This window comes from Candidatus Planktophila sp. (assembly GCA_030681675.1).
Classification (GTDB): domain Bacteria; phylum Actinomycetota; class Actinomycetes; order Nanopelagicales; family Nanopelagicaceae; genus Planktophila.
Genome location: JAUXRP010000011.1, coordinates 1 through 18,432 on the forward strand (window position 1 = coordinate 1; position 18,432 = coordinate 18,432).

Annotated in this window: 15 protein-coding genes; 11 read left to right on the forward strand and 4 right to left on the reverse strand. The window is 46.6% G+C overall.

Annotation, left to right across the window (positions count from 1 at the left end; genetic code table 11):
- The 11 genes from Q8K48_02675 to Q8K48_02725 all read left to right on the forward strand — a co-directional run.
- Positions 1-1,455, forward strand: a 1,455-nt coding sequence (locus Q8K48_02675) for a helicase-related protein (protein MDP1851303.1), incomplete at its 5' end; no start/stop codon positions are given.
- Positions 1,455-4,313 carry an excinuclease ABC subunit UvrA gene (gene uvrA / locus Q8K48_02680; protein MDP1851304.1) on the forward strand — a complete coding sequence of 953 codons (2,859 nt, stop codon included), beginning with the start codon at positions 1,455-1,457 and terminating at the stop codon, positions 4,311-4,313. The genes Q8K48_02675 and uvrA, both read left to right, overlap by 1 nt.
- A gap of 4 nt (positions 4,314-4,317) precedes the next feature.
- A complete protein-coding gene (uvrC, locus tag Q8K48_02685; protein MDP1851305.1) occupies positions 4,318-6,288 on the forward strand; it encodes an excinuclease ABC subunit UvrC in 1,971 nt (656 codons plus the stop codon).
- Positions 6,285-7,148, forward strand: coding sequence for an RNase adapter RapZ (gene rapZ, locus Q8K48_02690; GenBank protein MDP1851306.1), 864 nt, complete (start codon positions 6,285-6,287; stop codon positions 7,146-7,148). Before uvrC ends, rapZ begins: the two co-directional genes overlap by 4 nt.
- A 2-nt stretch (positions 7,149-7,150) precedes the next feature.
- The gene (yvcK, locus tag Q8K48_02695) at positions 7,151-8,095 is read left to right on the forward strand and encodes a uridine diphosphate-N-acetylglucosamine-binding protein YvcK (protein MDP1851307.1); all 945 of its coding nucleotides are present in this window, start codon (positions 7,151-7,153) and stop codon (positions 8,093-8,095) included.
- 4 nt (positions 8,096-8,099) lie between these two features.
- A complete protein-coding gene (whiA, locus tag Q8K48_02700; protein ID MDP1851308.1) occupies positions 8,100-9,077 on the forward strand; it encodes a DNA-binding protein WhiA in 978 nt (325 codons plus the stop codon).
- 152 nt (positions 9,078-9,229) lie between these two features.
- A complete protein-coding gene (gene gap / locus Q8K48_02705; GenBank protein MDP1851309.1) occupies positions 9,230-10,228 on the forward strand; it encodes a type I glyceraldehyde-3-phosphate dehydrogenase in 999 nt (332 codons plus the stop codon).
- A complete protein-coding gene (locus Q8K48_02710) occupies positions 10,228-11,415 on the forward strand; it encodes a phosphoglycerate kinase (GenBank protein ID MDP1851310.1) in 1,188 nt (395 codons plus the stop codon). Before gap ends, Q8K48_02710 begins: the two co-directional genes overlap by 1 nt.
- Positions 11,416-11,423: 8 nt before the next feature.
- Positions 11,424-12,197, forward strand: a complete 774-nt coding sequence (tpiA, locus tag Q8K48_02715) for a triose-phosphate isomerase (GenBank protein ID MDP1851311.1) — start codon at positions 11,424-11,426, stop codon at positions 12,195-12,197.
- 62 nt (positions 12,198-12,259) lie between these two features.
- Entirely contained in the window at positions 12,260-12,487 is a 228-nt protein-coding gene (gene secG / locus Q8K48_02720; protein ID MDP1851312.1) for a preprotein translocase subunit SecG, read from the forward strand.
- Positions 12,488-12,524: 37 nt separating this feature from the next.
- Positions 12,525-12,863, forward strand: a complete 339-nt coding sequence (locus tag Q8K48_02725) for an RNA polymerase-binding protein RbpA (GenBank protein MDP1851313.1) — start codon at positions 12,525-12,527, stop codon at positions 12,861-12,863.
- On the opposite strand, the gene Q8K48_02730 is transcribed toward Q8K48_02725, so the two are convergent.
- Genes Q8K48_02730 through Q8K48_02745 form a run of 4 tightly spaced genes read right to left on the reverse strand, consistent with a single transcriptional unit; the run spans position 12,860 to position 18,397 of the window.
- Positions 12,860-14,386 (reverse strand): glucose-6-phosphate isomerase, encoded by a 1,527-nt coding sequence (locus Q8K48_02730; protein MDP1851314.1) that lies wholly within the window; start codon positions 14,384-14,386, stop codon positions 12,860-12,862. The two genes, Q8K48_02725 and Q8K48_02730, sit on opposite strands and share 4 nt — an antisense overlap.
- A complete protein-coding gene (gene tal, locus Q8K48_02735) occupies positions 14,383-15,468 on the reverse strand; it encodes a transaldolase (protein MDP1851315.1) in 1,086 nt (361 codons plus the stop codon). The genes Q8K48_02730 and tal overlap by 4 nt, the downstream gene beginning before the upstream one ends.
- The gene (tkt, locus tag Q8K48_02740; protein MDP1851316.1) at positions 15,468-17,513 is read right to left on the reverse strand and encodes a transketolase; all 2,046 of its coding nucleotides are present in this window, start codon (positions 17,511-17,513) and stop codon (positions 15,468-15,470) included. Before tkt ends, tal begins: the two co-directional genes overlap by 1 nt.
- A complete protein-coding gene (locus Q8K48_02745) occupies positions 17,504-18,397 on the reverse strand; it encodes a COX15/CtaA family protein (GenBank protein MDP1851317.1) in 894 nt (297 codons plus the stop codon). Before Q8K48_02745 ends, tkt begins: the two co-directional genes overlap by 10 nt.
- Positions 18,398-18,432: the final 35 nt, after the last annotated feature.

An 18,432-nucleotide genomic window follows, 5' to 3' on the forward strand; every position in this document is an offset into this window, starting at 1 on the left:
GAAATCATTCCAATGTATGAAGAGCTGGCAATTCGCATTGAGATGTTTGGAGATGAGATTGAAAAAATCTCAACTTTGCACCCACTGACTGGCGAAATAATTCGGGATGAAACGGAGATGTATATTTTTCCAGCAACTCACTATGCCGCCGGTCCTGAGACAATTAAACGCTCTATTGGTGATATTGAAGACGAGCTACAGATTCAGTTGAAAACCTTTGAAAATCAGGGCAAGTTACTTGAAGCCCAACGTTTGCGGATGCGTACTACATTTGATGTTGAAATGATGGAACAGATTGGTTTTTGCAGTGGAATTGAAAACTATTCACGGCATTTAGATGGGCGGGCAGCCGGATCTGCACCAAACTGTTTACTGGATTACTTCCCAGAGGATTTTCTAGTTGTCATCGATGAAAGCCATGTGACCGTTCCCCAACTCGGTGCAATGTTCGAAGGCGATGCCTCTAGAAAGCGAACTCTTGTTGAACATGGCTTTCGTTTGCCGAGCGCTTTAGATAACCGACCACTTAAGTTTCCGGAGTTTTTAGAACGCACCGGCCAAAAGCTCTACCTTTCTGCCACCCCTGGTAAGTATGAGATGGCAAAAGTTAATGGCGATGTAGTAGAACAAGTGATTCGGCCAACTGGATTAGTAGATCCCCAAATCGTAATAAAGCCAATTAAGGGCCAAATTGATGATCTATTGCATGAAATTTCGATTCGCGCCGAAAAGAATGAACGAGTATTAGTCACAACATTGACTAAAAAAATGTCAGAGGATCTCACGGAATTTATGCAGGAAAAAGGTGTACGTGTTCGCTACCTACACTCTGAAGTAGACACTTTGCGTCGTGTAGAACTTCTGCGCGAACTGCGTACAGGTGAATACGATGTTTTAATTGGAATTAACTTGCTTCGAGAGGGGTTGGATCTGCCTGAAGTTTCACTCGTTGCGATTTTAGATGCAGATAAAGAGGGTTTCTTGCGATCTGCAACCTCGCTTATTCAGACTATTGGACGTGCCGCTCGAAATGTGTCCGGTGAAGTACATATGTATGCCGACAACATTACAGATTCAATGGCTAAAGCTATTGATGAGACCAATCGCCGACGTGCCAAACAAGTTGCCTACAATCTAGAACGCGGTGTCGATCCGCAACCATTGCGGAAGAAAATTGCCGACATCACCGATCTCATTAACCGAGAATCCGAAGATACAGACGAGATATTGGCTACAAGCAAGAAAGCTAACCAGAAGCAGTCAACGTCAGTTGGACTCTATACAAAGGGAGCTATCTCCCTTCCGCGACAAGATCTAATGGCGTTGATAGGCTCCCTCACTGATCAAATGAAGAATGCTGCAGCCGAACTTCAGTTCGAAGTCGCTGCGCGTCTGCGTGATGAGATTAAGATTTTGAAACGCGAGCTTCGCTCAATGGAAGAGGCAGGGGTCTAGTGAGTATTGAAAAACTAGTCGTACGTGGAGCACGAGAACACAATCTTAAAGATGTTTCAATAGAGCTTCCACGCAATTCACTAATCGTATTTACTGGACTATCTGGCTCGGGTAAATCATCGTTGGCCTTTGACACGATTTTTGCTGAAGGTCAGCGCCGCTACGTTGAATCTCTCTCTGCCTACGCTCGCCAATTTTTGGGTCAGATGGACAAGCCCGATGTTGATTTTATTGAGGGATTATCGCCTGCCGTCTCTATCGATCAAAAATCCACTAACCGAAATCCCCGCTCAACCGTTGGCACAATTACCGAGGTCTATGACTACCTCCGCCTTCTCTTTGCTCGTGCGGGGCGCCCGCACTGTCCTAACTGCGGCAGAGCTGTCTCTCGCCAATCACCACAGCAGATCGTTGACCAAATTTTGGCAATGCCACCAACAACGAAGTTTCAAGTACTGGCTCCTGTGGTTCGTGCTCGTAAAGGTGAATTTGTTGATCTCTTCGCCGAATTAATAACACAAGGTTATTCACGCGCACGTGTCGATGGCACGGTCGTAGCGCTGACCGATGTTCCAAAGTTGAAAAAACAGGAAAAGCACACTATCGAAATAGTTGTAGATCGCTTAACTGCCAAAGTTGAAAGCAAAACTCGGCTTACGGATTCAATTGAAACTGCTCTGAAATTGGCATCCGGAATCGTCATCTTGGATTTTGTAGATTCGAAGTCGGAAGATAAAGAGCGCACCTTCAGTGAGCACTTAGCGTGCCATGGCTGCAACTTGTCCTTTGAAGAGTTAGAACCCCGGTCATTTTCTTTTAATTCACCTTTCGGTGCCTGCCCCGAATGCTCTGGCATCGGTACAAAGCTAGAGGTAGACGAAGATCTCATAATTCCTGACGACTCAATTTCTATTAATGATGGCGCAATTGCACCGTGGTCAGGTGGGCAGTCATCGGATTATTTCTTGCGATTGCTGGAAGCCCTGGCAAAAGATATGCCTTTCTCGTTGGATATCCCATGGAAAAAGATTTCCGTAAAGGCTAGAGAGGCCATTATCAATGGCTATGAGTATGAAATCAAGATGAAATATAAAGGGCGATACGGAACTAAGAACTACACCACCGGATTTGAAGGCGTCGTTCCATTTATTCATCGTCGTCACTCCGAAACAGATAGTGACTATAGTCGCGATAAATATGAGGCCTACATGCGTCAGATTCCCTGCAACGTATGTTCAGGGGCGAGATTAAAACCCGAAGTACTAGCAGTAACAATCGGCAATAAGAACATCTCCGAAATAACGGAACTTTCAATTTCAGAGTGCTCCGAGTTTCTAAAAAACATCAAACTAACCAAGCGCGAGGCTCAGATTGCAGAGCGCGTGATGAAAGAAGTCCACGCCCGCTTGGGGTTTCTCCTCGATGTCGGTCTGGACTACCTATCCCTTGCTCGCCCTGCTGCCACACTTTCTGGGGGAGAGGCACAGAGAATTCGTTTGGCCACTCAGATTGGCAGTGGGCTAGTTGGCGTTCTCTATGTTCTAGATGAACCGAGTATTGGTCTGCACCAGCGCGACAACCGTCGCTTAATTGAAACACTCACACATCTGCGAGACCTAGGAAATACTTTAATCGTTGTCGAACACGATGAGGAGACTATTCGCACCGCCGACTGGATCGTAGATATTGGTCCCGGCGCTGGTGAGCATGGCGGCCATGTAGTTGTATCTGGCAGCTATGAAGAGTTGATTGCATCTAAAGAATCAATCACCGGTGCATATTTATCAGGCCGAAAGTCAATCTCAATTCCAGAAGTGCGCCGGCCAATTGATACTAAACGTATGTTAACCGTCAAAGGTGCAAAAGAGAATAACTTGCAGAACATTGATGTGCAGATCCCACTCAGCGTATTTGTCTCAGTCACCGGTGTCAGCGGATCTGGTAAATCAACGCTCGTAAACGATATTTTGTACACAACTCTTGCCAACAAACTCAACGGTGCGCGTTTAGTTCCGGGTCGACATCGCAGCGTTACTGGAATTGAACTTCTCGATAAAGTTGTGCACGTTGATCAATCTCCAATTGGTCGAACCCCGCGATCAAATCCAGCAACGTACACAGGTCTCTTTGACAAAGTTCGAGCCCTATTCGCCGAAACTACTGAAGCTAAGATCCGTGGCTACCTGCAGGGACGTTTTTCATTTAACGTCAAAGGCGGGCGGTGCGAAAACTGTTCGGGCGATGGCACGATAACAATTGAAATGAACTTCCTACCCGATGTTTATGTGCCGTGCGAGGTATGCCATGGTGCGCGATATAACCGCGAAACCTTAGAGGTTCACTACAAGGGCAAGACAATCGCCGATGTCCTCAATATGTCTATTGAAGAGGCTTATAACTTCTTTGAATCTGTTCCAACCATCGCCAGGTTCTTAAAGACCCTCAATGATGTTGGACTCGGATATGTGCGCTTAGGTCAGTCGGCACCCACGCTTTCAGGTGGCGAAGCTCAACGTGTGAAATTGGCTACCGAATTGCAGCGCCGTTCAACTGGCCGCACAATATATGTTTTAGACGAACCAACTACCGGCCTTCATTTTGAGGATGTAAGCAAGCTTCTTATCGTTCTCAATCGTCTTGTCGATACTGGAAATACAGTCATTGTGATTGAGCACAATCTAGATGTTATTAAGTCCTCAGATTGGGTGATAGATATGGGGCCTGAGGGTGGATTCCGAGGGGGATTAGTAGTAGCAGAAGGAACACCTGAGGATGTAGCGCAAGTGGGCGCTAGCTATACGGGTCAATATTTAGCACCGATGCTTGCTACGAACCGAAAAGTAGCAGTTAAGAAGTAAGGCCATGGCAAATCCTCAAAGTTATCGGCCAAGCAACATTCCCGAACACCCTGGCGTGTACCGCTTTTATAACAAACAAGACAAAGTGATTTACGTAGGAAAGGCAAAGAGTTTAAAAAATCGCCTCAGTAATTACTTCCAGGCAAATTTGGCTACCAAGACGCATCGCATGGTTCATGAAGCTGTTCGTGTTGATTGGACAATTGTCAGTACGGAGCTAGAGGCGTTGGCGCTGGAGTTTAGTTGGATCAAGCAGTATCAACCAAAGTACAACGTTCAATTCAAAGATGACAAGTCTTATCCTTATTTGGCGTTGTCCCTCAATGATGAATATCCATTGATTTTCATTACCCGCAAAGACAAGCGACCTGGGTTGAAGTACTTTGGTCCGTATACAAATGCGTGGGCGCTTCGAAACACATTCGAAGTCCTACTCAAGGTTTTTCCGGTCAGATCATGCTCGTCTTCAAACTTCACACGTGCACAACGCAGCAAAAGGCAGTGCCTGCTAGGCGACATCGGTAAATGTGCTGCACCATGCGTTGGCTGGATCTCAAAAGAGGATCACAAGAAATTGGCTGAACGACTCAATGAGTTCATGGAGTCCGGGATGGAAAATATCCTGCCCAAGTTGCATGAGGAGATGAGTGAAGCCGCAGCCAATGAGGAGTTTGAAAGAGCGGCGCGTCTTAGAGATCAGATCGAATCATTTGTGAAGGCGCAAAAATCAACCGAAGGTAATTTCTCGGATGATCTAGATGGCGATTTCATCTCTATCTATCACGATGGTTTCCATGCCGCAGGCTCTATCTTTTCAATGCAACGCGGATCAGTGAAGGGTTCTCGATCTTGGATAGTTGATCAAGAGATGGCACTTGAAGGCCAAGATGAATTAACCGCACTGTTGTACTCAATCTATGGAACTGGAGCAATTCCGGTTCCACGCAATATTTATATCAACTCGGACCCAGCTGATAAGGAACAGTTAGAGCAGTGGCTTGGTGGAATAGGTTCGACTAAGGTCGATATCAAAGTTCCACAGCGCGGAGAAAAGGTTGAGCTCTTAGCAACTGTTAAACGTAACGCTCAATATTCGCTTATCCAGTTTTTAAGCAAGCGCTCAACCGATGCCGCAGTGAGTGGTAAAGCGTTGATAGAGATAGAGCAGGCTCTGAATCTTGCAAAACCTCCGCTTCGCATAGAGTGTTTCGATATCTCAAACATTTCGGGTACTTCTGTAGTCGCATCGATGGTCGTATTTGAAGATGGACTCGCTAAGAAAAGTGAGTATCGCAGATTCATCATTAATACTGACGAAGGTTTTGATGACACTCGTGCGATGCATCAAGTGATTACTCGCAGATTAAAGCGTCTCATTGATGATCGAGCGGTAGATACGGCTGAGGTGGCAGAGCTAGGAGGAAAGATGAGTAAGTTTTCATATCCGCCTCAACTCATCGTTGTCGATGGCGGTGCGCAACAGGTTAACGCCGCCGCCCGCGCGCTGAGTGAACTTGGCATTACAGATATTGCCTTGTGTGGATTGGCTAAGCGGCTAGAAGAAGTCTGGCTTCCCGGCTCACCCGATCCATTAATCCTGCCTAGATCAAGTGAAGGCCTCTATCTCTTGCAACGAATTCGGGATGAAGCACATCGATTCGCCATTACTTTTCACCGTTCGAGACGTTCAAAGATTATGTTGGAATCAGTTTTAGATGAGATTCCGCAGCTGGGCCAGATTCGCCGTGGTGCATTACTTGAGCGCTTTGGGTCGGTGGCGGCAATTCGAAAAGCCAGTCGAGAGGAGATTGCAGCAACGCCCGGTATCGGAATTAGAACTGCATCGATCATTGAGGAGCATTTGAATTCCATAACATCGCAAAAGGTAGATACCACAACGGGCGAAATCATCAGTGGGCCAGAAATCATTAATGAGCAAGCGGTGCTTGACAGAGGTAAGAGGATTAACCCATGAATAGCAATGAGATCTTAGTTTTAACCGGCATGTCAGGTGCTGGTCGCTCAACTGTTGCTCATGCCTTAGAGGATTTGGGATGGTACGTCGTAGATAATCTGCCACCATCTTTGTTGCCAGCGCTAGTAAGCAAAGGCACCGGGCCAGATGGTAAAGAGTACGCCGTCGTTGTCGATGTGCGTGGGGGTCGTTTTTTTGACGAGTTAAAACAAGCGCTGGAAGAGCTTAAGAAGAATGGTTTTAATTACCGTTTGGTCTTTTTGGATGCAACAGATCAAGCATTAGTACAACGCTTTGAATCTACGCGCAGACCTCATCCACTTCAAGGTAGTGATCGAATCGTTGATGGTATTGCAAGAGAGCGCGAAAAGTTAGATGATTTAAGGGCTCAGTGCGACATAACAATTGATACTTCAAATTTGAATGTACATCAATTGGAAAAACGCATCGGAGAGATTTTTGGAGGAGGAAAAATACAGGGAGTTCGAATCAACGTTCTCTCTTTTGGATATAAATATGGAATCCCAGTTGACTCTGATTTAGTATTGGATTGTCGTTTCATTCCTAACCCTCACTGGATTCCAGAGCTTCGAGCATTGACAGGTTTAACTGCACAAGTGAGCGAAAAAGTTTTGAGAAATACTGGTGTGGAAGAGTTTGTTAAAAACTACGTGGCATTAGTTGCATCAATGATTCCTGGATATATGCATGAAGGTAAAAAGTATCTGACAATCTCCGTTGGGTGCACAGGTGGAAAACATCGCAGTGTTGCAATTACGCAGGAGATCTCTAAACAACTGAACGCTCTCGACATAGGTCTATCTGCTTATCCCACTCACCGAGATGTGGGACGCGAATAACTGTGAGCAAAGTTGTCGCTCTCGGTGGCGGTCATGGCTTAGCGGCAGTGCTATCGGCTTTGCGCGAAATCACCACAGAAATTACGGCAATTGTTACAGTTGCCGATAATGGTGGTTCAAGCGGACGATTGCGAGAGGAATTCCTAATTTTTCCTCCCGGGGATTTGAGAATGGCTTTAGCTGCACTATGTGCCGATGATGAATGGGGTCGGACCTGGGCCGACATTATGCAGATGCGTTTCGTGAGTAATGGTGCGCTCAATGGACATGCCATGGGTAATTTACTTCTGGCCTCACTATGGAGCCAAGACGAGGACCCAGTTATTGGTCTAGATCGAGTTGGTTCACTTTTAAAAGTTATTGGTCGAGTCCTACCTATGGCGGCAGTTCCTTTAGATATTGAGGCGAGTTTTAATACATCAACCGGTCGAATTCTCATTAGAGGGCAAAAAGAGGTTGCCACTGCGCGTGGTCGTATTGAATCCCTTCGTGTTATCCCCGAAAATCCACCAGCACGAATTGAGGCGCTCACTGCAATTCGAGAAGCTGACTGGATTACAATGGGTCCTGGCTCTTGGTTTTCAAGTGTTATGCCGCATTTGTTAGTTCCGATGCAGTTAGATGCTTTAATGAGAACTACGGCCAAGAAGATAATGATTCTAAATCTAGATGCCCACGCTAATACACCTGGCGAAGAGTTTGCTGGATCTACTCCTGAAGAGCACCTTGAGTTCTTTGCACGATATGCTCCAGAGTTAAAAATAGATTATTTCTTAGTCGATACCTGTGTTGTCCGAGATGAGCCCGCCTTGGCAGCAATTGCTCGAAAACTAGGTGGACAGGTAGTTGCCGTAGATATTCGAAAGGCACCCGGAAGCATCCATCACGATGTCACTCGATTAGCCCTTCATTTGGGCCACATTATGCGCCAAAGTTTGGTTGGATAGTCCCATGGCAATGACGGCAGCGGTTAAAGACGAACTCAGTCGAATCTCTATTACGAAACCATGTTGTAGAAAGGCCGAAGTCTCATCTCTTCTTCGCTTTGCTGGTGGATTACATATCGCTGCGGGAAAGATTTTGATTGAAGTTGAGTTAGATACATCCCAGAGTGCACGTCGATTGCGCAAAGACATCGCCGATATTTATGGCCATGGCTCTGATTTAGCTGTTCTCTCTTCAGGGGGTTTGCGTAAAGGCTCTCGTTATGTTGTTCGTGTCATTGAGGCTGGAGATTCATTGGCCAGGCAGACCGGACTCGTAGATTCCCATGGTCGACCTGTACGAGGACTTCCGCCCCAAGTAGTCTCTGCCGCAATTTGTGATTCTGAAGCGGCGTGGCGTGGAGCATTTATTGCGCATGGCTCACTGACCGAACCTGGACGCTCATCGTCGTTGGAGATCACATGTCCAGGACCAGAAGCGGCATTAGCACTTGTTGGCGCTGCGCGTCGCATGGGAATTGTTGCAAAGGCGCGAGAGGTTCGCGGAGTTGATCGAGTTGTGATTCGAGATGGAGATGCCATCGGAGTATTACTTACACGCTTGGGTGCACATGAATCAGTTCTTGCTTGGGAGGAGCGTCGGATGCGCCGAGAGGTTCGGGCAACTGCCAATCGCCTCGCTAACTTCGATGATGCAAATCTTCGGCGCTCAGCGCGAGCGGCCGTTGCTGCATCGGCCCGGGTTGCCCGTGCCATGGAGATCCTCGGCGCAACAATTCCTGCCCATTTGAAAGAGGCGGGGGAGTTGCGAATTAACCATGGCCAGGCATCCCTTGAAGAGCTCGGCTCCTTAGCAGTACCGCCCATGACTAAAGATGCTATCGCGGGTCGAATCCGGCGATTGCTTGCAATGGCCGATAAACGTGCAGGTGAACTTGGAGTTCCAGATACTGAAAGCGGCCTTTCCCCTGATTTATTGAATTAAGGCGGCCGGGATTCACCGAGAATCTGCGAAAAATTCAGCAGATAGCCACTGCTAGGATTACCCACAAGACCCCAACGTTGTGGCAGTTTTACTACACATCCAACGGTTGGGCTTATTTATTTCTAGCCCCTTAAGTAGCAAGGACAGATTTCATGATTAATGTCGGAATTAATGGTTTTGGACGAATCGGACGCAACTTCTTTCGTGCAGCTCTGACAAATCCAGAGATAAATATCGTCGGAATTAACGATCTCACACCCAATGAGACCCTAGCTCATCTTCTCAAGTACGACTCCATCCTCGGCCGATTGGGTCTTGAGGTCACTTTCACCGAGGATTCTATTACGGTCGATGGAAAGACCATCAAAGTTTTCTCTGAGCGCGATCCTGCAAACTTACCGTGGGCGTTATTGAAGGCAGATGTGGTTCTTGAATCAACCGGACATTTCACAAAGGCGGCCGATGCTGGAAAGCACATCAGCGCAGGAGCAAAGAAGGTAATTATTTCTGCACCAGCAAGTGATGAAGACATTACCATCGTGATGGGTGTGAACCATGAAAAATATGACCCTGCTACCCATCACATTATTTCAAATGCCTCATGCACCACTAACTGCCTTGCACCGATGGCCAAGGTGCTTAACGACAATTGGGGCATTGTAAAAGGTTTAATGACCACAATTCATGCATATACCAATGATCAAGTAATCCTAGATTTTCCACATAAGGATCTTCGACGTGCGCGTGCAGCTGCAATAAATATGATTCCAACTTCTACAGGAGCTGCCAAGGCAATTTCACTTGTCTTGCCAGAGCTCAAGGGCAAACTCGATGGCTATGCCATGCGAGTTCCTCTTCCAACTGGTTCGGCAACTGATTTGACTGTGGAGCTTGCAAAAGAGGCAACTGTAGCCGAGATTAACGCCGCCATGAAAGCGGCGGCTAATGGCGCGCTCAAAGGCTACTTGTCGTACACCGAAGATCCAATCGTCTCCTCCGATATCGTTACAGATCCATCCTCTTGTATCTTCGATTCTGGATTAACTAAGGTAATCGGCAATCAAGTAAAGATTGTTGGTTGGTATGACAATGAGTGGGGTTACTCAAACCGTCTCGTCGACTTAATAAGTTATGTTGGCAAAACTCTTTAATGTCATCCCTTGATTTTTTTGATGTAGCGAGTAAGCGGGTCTTTCTTCGGTGTGATCTAAATGTTCCGTTAAAAAATGGAGTTATAAAAGATGATGGCCGGATTAAAGCCTCGCTTCCTACTATTTCGCTCTTGCTCAGTAAAGGTGCATCACTTGTAATTGCTGCGCACCTAGGTCGACCTAAGGGCGAAAACCTGTCAGAGTTTTCATTAGCGCCAGTAGCGAGACGCTTGGGTGAACTTCTTGACCAGCAGATTCTCTTCTTAGGAAATGCTGGCAATGTGGAGGTTAGCCAAGCTGTACATTCATTAAAAGCCGGAGAAATCCTGCTTCTTGAAAATATTCGCTTTAACCCAGCAGAGACCAGCAAGGATGAGAGTGAGCGACTAGTTTTTGCCACACAATTGGCAGATCTTGCCGATGTTTATGTAGGCGATGGTTTTGGTGCGGTACATCGCAAACATGCATCGGTCTTTGACTTACCACAGCTTTTGCCGCACGCTCCGGGATTACTCGTTGAAGCTGAAGTCGAGGTTTTAAAAAAATTAACTCACAATCCTGAACGTCCGTATGGAGTTGTTCTGGGTGGTGCGAAAGTGTCAGACAAATTAGGTGTTATCGAAAATCTATTAGACAAGGTCGATACTTTAGCAATTGGCGGAGGAATGGTTTTCACTTTTCTAGCCGCGCTCGGTAAAGAGATCGGCACATCCTTAGTAGAGATAGAGATGATTGATGGTGTGAAAGCGCTGATTAAAAGGGCGGACGAGAAGGGTGTAAAACTCTTACTTCCTTCAGATATTCTCGTGGCTTCGCAATTTAGTGCAGATGCGCTCCCAACGTTAGTCTCCGTCGAGAATATTCCAGCCGATCACATGGGGTTAGATATCGGTCCTGTTTCTGCCGCGGCATTTGCAGATGAAATTGAAAAATGTGCAACCGTCTTTTGGAATGGACCTATGGGTGTGTTCGAGTTTCCAAACTTTGCTGCGGGTACCAAAACCGTTGCAATGGCGCTTACTAAAGTTTCAGGAATATCTGTTGTGGGTGGTGGCGATTCAGCGGCGGCAGTTCGAGCTCTTGGCTTTGCCGACAGCGATTTTGGCTATATTTCTACCGGTGGCGGAGCATCACTTGAGTATCTTGAGGGCAAGGAACTTCCTGGCCTATTAGCTTTAGGGTTATAGGGAGCACAATGCGTAAACCATTGATGGCAGGTAACTGGAAGATGAATTTAAATCATCTTGAGGCGATTGCTGTTGCACAGAAACTCGTCTATTCACTCGATGATAAAGATTATGACGCAGTTGATGTGGCGATCATCCCGCCATTTACCGATATACGTTCAATTCAAACGTTAATCGATGGTGATCGCTTGCGTTTGGGCTACGGTGCTCAAGATCTCTCACCTGAAGCAAGTGGCGCATTCACTGGTGATATCTCTGGGTCGATGTTGCACAAACTCGGATGCACGTATGTTCTAGTTGGACATTCAGAGCGACGTTCAATCCACTCAGAAAGCGATGCCCTCATCAACCGCAAAATTAAAGCCGCGCTTGCCCATGAGATGGCTCCGATTTTCTGTGTCGGTGAAGAGCTTGCCGTACGAGAATCTGGAGCACATGTCTCTCATGTCATTCGTCAGATCCGCGGTGGGTTAGAGGGTTTAACTAAGCCAGAGTTAAGGAAGATTGTTATCGCATACGAACCAGTGTGGGCTATTGGGACCGGAAAAGTCGCAACTCCAGAGGATGCTCAAGAGGTCTGTGCTGCAATTCGTGAAGAGGTTGAAAATATCGCTTCACCTGAAATCGCTGCGGCCATGAGAATTCTCTATGGCGGGTCAGTGAAATCCTCAAACGTCGTTGAAATCATGGCTAAACCCGATGTAGATGGGGCACTTGTTGGCGGCGCAAGCCTAGATCCTGAAGAGTTTGCAAAGATTGTGAAGTTCTACGCTCAGGTTTAAGTAGTTCTGACCACCAAATTGAAGGTATCCTTACCCTCTACGAAACAAGGAGTTTACCAACCGTGAAACTAACTCTCTCCATCTTGCTCATTATTACGAGCGTTCTGATGATTCTTCTCGTCCTTTTGCATAAGGGAAAGGGAAGTGGACTATCCGACCTCTTTGGTGGTGGAGTCTCATCTAACTACGGTGGCTCCTCAGTTGTTGAGCGCAACCTTGACCGCATCACAATTGTGGTCGGTGGCCTCTGGTTTGCTTTTGTGGTGGCTCTAAGTCTTGTACTTAAGTAAATTTTTTTCGGACCATTTATTTTTTAAGGAGTAGTCAATGGCAAGTGCAATTCGCGGAAGTCGTGTCGGTGCCGGACCAATGGGTGAGGCTGAGCGCGGTGATTCGATCGCACGCGCTTACGTTTCGTACTTTTGTGCAAATGGTCACGAGGTCCGTCCTTCATTTGCCGTTGAAGATACCGTTGTAATTCCTGCTGAATGGGATTGCCCAAAGTGTGGTTACCCAGCCGGCCGCGACCGCAATAATCCGCCAAATCCAATTAAAAATGAGCCATATAAGACACACCTGGCCTATGTAAAGGAGCGTCGTACCGACGCCGAGGGCGAACGTCTTCTTGAAGATGCCCTACGTAAACTTCGCGGAGAAGATGATTAATTAGTTTTAAGGGATTTAAGTATTTCTGCAATTCCTAAGTTTCGATTGGTTAAATTCAATCGAAGTAGAGGATATTTTCTTGAAGTTAGCGCTCTTCCATCGCCTAAAGCCTGCGCGGCGATCAATGTTTTGAAGCTAAAGTTTTGACCAGGAATTTCGTAATCACGATCTACGTCCCCTGTAATTTGCAAGAAAGCACCGTTTTGCTGGCCGCCTTTGTGGAACTGTCCCGTTGAATGTAGAAAACGCGGACCCCAACCGAAAGTTACTGGCCGCCCAGATTTTTGGGATAGAAGAGAGCGAAGTTCAAGAATCGCAGCATCATCGCGCCGATCTAAGTAGGCCATTATTGCGACATAACCATCTTCGGGAATTAACTCAATAAAACGTGTGAGGCTATCGCCGATTGTAGAACCTTGACCAAATATTTCTACTGTGCCATCGATGGCATCGGGAGAGAACTCTGGTAAAACACCATTCCACTCAAGTAAGAGCGCTGCAGTCGCCTCTTTCGCCTCAGTCACATTTGGTTGGTTAAATGGATCGATTCCAAGGGCTGCACCGACTAGAGCTGTGACCCACTCCCAAATGATGAACTGCGAGGCAAGATCAGTTTCGAGAACTAAATCTGCCACTCCATAGAATGCGATTGAAAAGAATTCACTATTGATTCCCTCTTCAACCACTATCGGCAGACGTCCTACTTGATTCTTTCCGGTTGATTCGGCAACTAACTGTTCGGCCCAATCGCTAAGACCCGGCATATCGCAACCACTATCAGAGTAAGACATATATTGGCCAGATAGATAAGAGATTGCATATGCCATATCTACAACAAACGTCGAATCTTTTAAGAAGGCGGCCTTTGTCTCACTTGCATTATCGAGCAATACCGAGACATCCACGCCAATGAGTGAAGCCGGGACTAATCCAAATGCACTTAATGCGCTAAAACGACCTCCGACTTGTGGGTCGGCATTTACAACTGTGAATCCACCTGCACGCGCTTGTTTATCGAGTGGTGAATCGGGATCCGTAACTATTATTATGTGATCTGTCGGTTTTAAATTTGCATCTATAAATGCTTTTTCAAAAAATGCCCGTTGTGAAGCCGTTTCAATTGTAGATCCTGATTTTGAACTTACAATTACTAAGGTTTTATTCAAATCAAATGTGAGAGCATGGCTTATATAGTTAGGATCAGTTGAATCCAAAACAAAGAGTTTGCGCTTAAAGGTTTTAGCAATAACCTCTGGACCAAGTGATGAACCACCCATTCCGCACAGAACGACATGCAATTTGTCGCGATGTTTGGCCGATAGCGCATCTAATTGAGGTAGTAACTCTCTTGAAGTTTCAGGTAAATCAATCCAGTTCAATCGAAGAATCGCCTCTGCCTGGGCTTCAAGCCCCCACATAGAGGGATCTTTAAGCGCAAGTCGATTATGAAATGCGAGAAGAGCTACATAACGTGGATCGGATCTATCAATCTGTGAAATTACTCTGCCACTTAAACTTCTCATTGATTTTGTGCCTTCTCGACTGTAGCTAGAAGTTCTTCCCAAGCCTGTGCAAATTTCCTAACTCCATCGATTTCTAGCGCAGTGGTTACTGCATTAAGGGAGATATTGAGTTCTGAGAGTGATTTAAAAACCTCAACTGCCTGTGCATAGTTGGCGGTAATCGTGTCTCCACGTACTATCCCATGATCGATAAGAGCATCAAGTGTGTTTTGTGGCATCGTGTTGACAGTATCAGGTGCAACTAACTCAACAACATAAAGCGTGTCATCGTAAGTCGGATCTTTTACGCCGGTAGATGCCCACAGTGGACGTTGCTTATACGCACCTCGCTCTGCTTGAGCCAGCCAACGCGGCGAAGCAAATTTCTCTTCAAATAATTGGTAAGCCAAGTGAGCGTTGGCAATGGCCGCCTTTCCTAGAAGTTTCATGGCCGCTTCACTCGCATCGCTTTTAAGGAGTGCATCCACGGCTGAATCGATTCGACTCACGAAAAAGGAGGCAACGGAGTGAACATGAGATGGATTGCTGGCAGCCTCTATTCCTGCCATGTATGCATCTATGACTGCGCCGTAACGTTTGACTGAAAAAATTAAAGTCACATTCACCGAGATACCAGATGCTAGCAGGGCAGTAATGGCTGGAAGTCCTTCAATAGTGGCTGGAACTTTTATCATCAGATTTGGGCGGTCGATGATTTTCCACAGTTCTTTTCCCGCAGCGATAGTGCCCTCAGTATTGCTGGCTAAACGAGGATCTACTTCGATGCTCACTCGCCCGTCAACGCCTTTACTTGTTCGATAGATATCTCTAAAAAGATCGCAGGCGCTACGAACATCATCGGTCGTCAAACGCTTGACACATTCTTCAACGCTCAGATCTTTTAAGAGCAAAATATCCTGGGCGTACTCATCAGCTCCAGCGATGGCAGCGGCGAAAATACTTGGGTTAGTAGTAACACCGACAACACCAGAATGTGCGATCCTAGATGGAAGCGAGTGTGCATCGCTTCCGGAGATTTTTGCTCTCGATAAATCATCTAACCAAATGGAAGTTCCAGCCCTGGCCAATTCCTCAATGCTCATTACAGAGCCGCCTTAATCCGTTTAACAATCGCTTCAACGTTGAATCCAAACTCATTAAAGAGCCGTTTAGCATCGGCAGATGCACCGTAATGCTCGAGCGAAATTGAAATACCTGCATCTCCTATGAGCTCTCGCCATCCTTGGGCTATTCCAACTTCGATACTAACTTTCACGGCAATATGTGGTGTCAGTACTGATTCTCTGTAGGAGAGCTCTTGCTCGGCAAACCACTCTAAACAAGGCGCACTAACTACTCGCACACCAATTCCCTCTAATTCAAGCGCGCTTTGTACATCTAAAGCTAAAGAGAGTTCAGAGCCCGTTGCAATTAAGATCGCAACTGGATTTTCACAATCTTTTAATATGTACGCACCTTTTGCCGTGCCAGATGCTGGAGAAGTAATACTTCTATCAATAACTGGCAAGTTCTGGCGAGAGAGTAAAATTCCAGCTGGACGATTTCGAATAATTATTTGTTTCCATGCCTCAGCAACCTCATTTGCATCTCCAGGTCTAATTACATCCAGACCAGGAATTGCTCGAAGGGCGGCAAAGTGTTCGATTGGCTGATGCGTTGGACCATCTTCTCCAACACCGATGGAATCATGCGTCCAGACAAAAGTTGATGCGATTTTCATCAAGGCGGCGAGACGAACTGCAGGTCGCATATAGTCGCTAAAGACGGCAAAAGTCCCACCAAAGGATCGAGTTAATCCATGAAGTGTAATTCCATTGAGAATTGCGCCCATCGCATGCTCTCGAATACCGAAATGAATTATTCTGCCGTATGGATCTGCACCTTTAATCAGACTTGTTGAAGGTAAGAATGAGCCGCCCCCATCGATGCTCGTATTATTTGAACCAGCTAAATCTGCAGAGCCGCCCCAAAACTCAGGAAGTGATTGCGCGATTGCATTAATAACCTCGCCAGAGGCGGCACGCGTTGCAATCTCTTTTCCTGGTGAAAACACCGGAATGCCAGAGGCCCAATTTTCAGGAAGTGCGCGCTGTTGAAGTCGCTGCAAAAGTGCCGCCTTCTCAACATTCTCTGCTTCCCAGTGTTTAAAAGCTAACTTCCACTCAGCATGAAGGGCGTTGCCTCGAATTTTTACCTCTCTTACATGGGTTAAAACATCCTCTGGCATTGCAAATTTTTCATTAGGATCTAAACCAAGTAAAACTTTCGTCGCGGCGACTTCTTCATCACCCAGTGCAGAGCCATGAGACTTTCCAGTTCCGCGAAGAGTTGGCGCGGGCCAGGCAATAATGGTCTTTAACCTAATTAGCGAGGGTCTTGTTCTTTCATTTTTTGCTGCAATCATTGCGGCATCAAGTGCGGTTATATCGACACTTCCATCACTGGCAGCGTCAACTTCAATGACATGCCAGCCATATGCTCGGTATCGCATTGCAACATCTTCAGTGAAAGCGTTATGCGTATCACCCTCAATCGAAATTCGATTGTCATCATAAATTACATTGAGATTTCCCAGCTCTTGTACTCCAGCCAGGGATGAGGCTTCAGCACTTACTCCCTCTTGCATATCACCATCAGAGCAGATGGACCAGATAGTGTGATCAAAGATAGATGTATATGAAGGGGCCTTTGAATCCAATAAGCCACGTTCATATCGCGCCGCCATTGCCATTCCTACCGCTGTTGCAACTCCCTGTCCGAGTGGACCAGTAGTCATTTCTACTCCAGCGGTATGACCAAACTCAGGATGTCCTGGCGTCAACGAGCCCCACGTTCTGAAGGTTTTAAGATCTTGCATCTCTAATCCGTAGCCACTAAAGAAGAGTTGTGTGTAGAGAGTGAGTGAGGAGTGTCCACACGAGAGAATAAATCGATCTCTGCCCAGCCAGCTAGGGTCGGAGGGATCATGAATTAAATGGCGCTGAAATAGAAGATATGCAACGGGAGCCAGCGACATTGCAGTTCCTGGGTGTCCATTGCCAACTCTTTGTACTGAGTCAGCGGCGAGTGCTCGAGCGTAGGCAACTGCGCGATCATCGAGTTCATTCCAAGGTGACTTCACTGCCATTTCATTGTGTCCATTTCTTCTCGTTGAACAGATAACCAAATACTCCACGCGCAAATCCAGATTATGATTGATCCGAGAATGTGCGCTGCAACTAAAAGTTCAGGAACTCCTTGGATGTATTGGATAAGCCCAATTGCTCCTTGAGACAACGTTAAGAGTGTAAAGATTGCTAATCGTTTTTTAGTAATATCCTCTGTCAGAGGGGATAAGAAAAAGATTAGAGTTAACACTAAGAGAATTGCTACAGCGGTTCCATGAGCAAATGTCACACTTTGAATTCGAACGTGTAGTCGTGGAGCATCAATGTCACCTGCATGCGGTCCAGCTCCAGTAACGAGCGTTCCAAGAATAATAACGATGGCCGTCAGTGATACATGCGCACGGGAGAAAATATCGGGAGTTCGTGGAGATTCTTTTTTACGGGCTGGTCGATGGCGTCGTGTATACAGAGATGTTGCGGCGGCAATCAGAATCGTCGAAAGTAGAAAGTGAGATGCAACTGAAAAAGGATTCAAATCTGTAAGAACTGTGATGCCACCTAAAACACCTTGACCAAAGATTCCTAAAAACTGTCCAACGGCTAAAAAGCGTAAATCTCTGCGACCGGCACGTATAACTGCAATAAGTGTGATGAGTGCGGCCACAACGAGCACAATGGTAAACAACCTGTTGGAAAACTCAATCCATGCGTGGAACTGACCCTCAATCTGGCCAGCTACAGGTGTATAGGAGCCTTCGGTGCACTCGGGCCAGGTGGGACACCCCAGGCCTGAGCCTGTTAATCGAACCGCTCCACCAGTTACGACGATAGCGCCCTGCAAAAAGAGGAGAATCGCCGTAGCTGGGGGGAGGATCCGCGCAGAAACTGTGGCAGATGTACTCATGGCCTAACCCTATTGCCCAGCGTGGCCTCGGGGTT

Coding starts and splice junctions, on each gene's coding strand:
- tal (MDP1851315.1), bottom strand. CDS start 15,468: ATGAGCATTGAGGAATTGGCCAGGGCTGGAACTTCCATTTGGTTAGAT.
- Q8K48_02730 (MDP1851314.1), bottom strand. CDS start 14,386: ATGAGAAGTTTAAGTGGCAGAGTAATTTCACAGATTGATAGATCCGAT.
- Q8K48_02710 (MDP1851310.1), top strand. CDS start 10,228: ATGTCATCCCTTGATTTTTTTGATGTAGCGAGTAAGCGGGTCTTTCTT.
- whiA (MDP1851308.1), top strand. CDS start 8,100: ATGGCAATGACGGCAGCGGTTAAAGACGAACTCAGTCGAATCTCTATT.
- rapZ (MDP1851306.1), top strand. CDS start 6,285: ATGAATAGCAATGAGATCTTAGTTTTAACCGGCATGTCAGGTGCTGGT.
- gap (MDP1851309.1), top strand. CDS start 9,230: ATGATTAATGTCGGAATTAATGGTTTTGGACGAATCGGACGCAACTTC.
- uvrC (MDP1851305.1), top strand. CDS start 4,318: ATGGCAAATCCTCAAAGTTATCGGCCAAGCAACATTCCCGAACACCCT.
- Q8K48_02725 (MDP1851313.1), top strand. CDS start 12,525: ATGGCAAGTGCAATTCGCGGAAGTCGTGTCGGTGCCGGACCAATGGGT.
- Q8K48_02745 (MDP1851317.1), bottom strand. CDS start 18,397: ATGAGTACATCTGCCACAGTTTCTGCGCGGATCCTCCCCCCAGCTACG.
- tpiA (MDP1851311.1), top strand. CDS start 11,424: ATGCGTAAACCATTGATGGCAGGTAACTGGAAGATGAATTTAAATCAT.
- tkt (MDP1851316.1), bottom strand. CDS start 17,513: ATGGCAGTGAAGTCACCTTGGAATGAACTCGATGATCGCGCAGTTGCC.